The sequence below is a fragment of the Kamptonema formosum PCC 10802 genome (genome assembly GCF_000332335.1).
In the GTDB taxonomy this organism is placed as follows: domain Bacteria; phylum Cyanobacteriota; class Cyanobacteriia; order Cyanobacteriales; family Oscillatoriaceae; genus Oscillatoria.
The window spans coordinates 1-1684 of record NZ_KB235948.1 but is presented as its reverse complement, the minus strand read 5'-3'; the positions used below and the strand labels follow the sequence as shown (position 1 = coordinate 1684).

Sequence of the window (1684 nt, the reverse complement as noted above, 5' to 3'; positions counted from 1 at the left end):
AAACAGCTCGCCTCCCTGAAAGGGCATCAGAAGCCGGTCAATAGCGTGGCGTTCAGCCCGGACGGCAAACGGCTGGCCACCGGCTCAATAGACGGCACGGCCAAGCTGTGGGACTTGCAGGGAAAGAGCTCGCCTCCCTGAAAGGGCATCAGGGCGAGGTCAATAGCGTGGCGTTCAGCCCGGACGGCAAACGGCTGGCCACCGGCTCAGAGGACGGCACGGTTAAGCTGTGGCGAGTGGAAGGATTGGACGAACAGCTGGCGCGGGGCTGCGACTGGTTGAAAGATTACCTGATCTCCCATCCCCTCCACCTGGAAAAACTGCCGGTGTGCCAAGATAAATCTAGCGTGATGGCAGCTGCGCCTTTTCTAGTCGGGGAAGGTGAGGAGCAAGCCAAAGCCGGCAATGTTGAAGAGGCTGTTGCTACCTTCCGCACAGCGTTAAAGTGGAATCCCAACTTAAAGCTTGACCCTGAAAAAGATGCCCGCCGATTTTCGGCACCCTCTCTCGTTGAGAGGGGAAAAAACCTCGTCAGTCAGGGTGAGGTCAAGGAAGCTATAGCCGCTTACGAACAAGCGCAAAAGCTCGACCCGGCTCTGGAAATTACTGCTGATTCTTGGAACTCACTCTGCAGGGAAGGCAGTTTGCACCGGCACGCTGCTGAAGTCATGTACGCCTGCGAGAAAGCCGTGGCGCTCGCACCTGAAAATGGAGACATTCGGGACAGCCGGGGTATTGCTAGGGCGCTTACCGGCAACACTCAAGGAGCCATTGAAGACTTTCAGGCATTTATCAAATCGACTGAAGATGTTGAGGCGAAATTGCAACGGCAGGGCTGGGTTGACGCCCTGGAAGCTGGGAAGAATCCTTTCACTGATGAAGAGATTGAGCGTCTTTTAAAGCGGTAGGATACATTAATCACCCAAGTTGCTACCTACAAGTCTACAGCACGCTATAGCAACTTGAGTTATATAACAATCAAAATCAACTGTGAAATTGAACAATGAACAGTCCGAAATATAGCCGCCGGTTCCGCACCAAGCACCAAAGTCTGACGCGGACGCCAACTGAAAAACTCGTTGTCTTCCAAGTGGGAAACGAGCACTTTGCCATTCCCATTGAGCGGGTTCAGCGCGTTCTCAAAGAATTTACGCCGCACGGCACGCTAGGCAGTGGGCGCAGTTTAGTGCGGCACCAAAACGAAACAATCACGCTGATTGATGTGTCGGCGCTGTTTTTGGCCGGCTCAGCATCAAGCGATAGCAATTACCTGATCGTTTGCCCCTTAAATCGAGGAGATCGTCTCGGCATTCCCATTGCTGAGATGCCAACGATTCTGGATGTGCCGCTCGACCAATTGAGTGAAATTCCTGAGCTTTACCGGCAAGGCAAACTCGCACCAGCTGTGGAAAAATTGATTCACTCTGCTGACGGCAAAGCTGTATTTTACCTCAACTTGGATAAGCTCGTCAATCTCCTTTAAAAATAGTTTCCCTCGTTCCGGGGCGGGCACGGGGACCACTGGTGTCAACTTAAGCTGTGTCCCGTAGTCTCTGGGCGGTTGAAACCGCAGCTATACAGACAAAACCCGCCTGCGCGGGTTTGAAAAGTCCCGTTCTTCTCTTAAGTGCAAGGGAGGCGGACTTCGTTTGTCGCAGTGAGTTTCAAGAGACTGTTGGCGTGC

Annotated in this window: 3 protein-coding genes; all 3 read left to right on the top strand. The window is 53.1% G+C overall.

The window, feature by feature from the left end; genetic code table 11:
• Nucleotides 1–45: 45 nt before the first annotated feature.
• The 3 genes from OSC10802_RS53850 to OSC10802_RS0100100 all read left to right on the top strand — a co-directional run bounded on the left by OSC10802_RS53850 (nucleotide 46) and on the right by OSC10802_RS0100100 (nucleotide 1483).
• Nucleotides 46–141, top strand: coding sequence for a WD40 repeat domain-containing protein (locus tag OSC10802_RS53850; protein WP_232731792.1), 96 nt, complete (start codon nucleotides 46–48; stop codon nucleotides 139–141).
• On the top strand, nucleotides 108–908 hold the full coding sequence (locus OSC10802_RS43725) for a WD40 domain-containing protein (RefSeq protein WP_026098035.1): 801 nt from the start codon (nucleotides 108–110) through the stop codon (nucleotides 906–908). Before OSC10802_RS53850 ends, OSC10802_RS43725 begins: the two co-directional genes overlap by 34 nt.
• Nucleotides 909–1003: 95 nt before the next feature.
• Nucleotides 1004–1483, top strand: a complete 480-nt coding sequence (locus OSC10802_RS0100100) for a chemotaxis protein CheW (RefSeq protein WP_017714741.1) — start codon at nucleotides 1004–1006, stop codon at nucleotides 1481–1483.
• Nucleotides 1484–1684: the final 201 nt, after the last annotated feature.

Bases quoted from the DNA above. Each gene is read 5' to 3' on its own strand.
- OSC10802_RS0100100 (WP_017714741.1), top strand. From the start codon at position 1,004: ATGAACAGTCCGAAATATAGCCGCCGGTTCCGCACCAAGCACCAAAGT.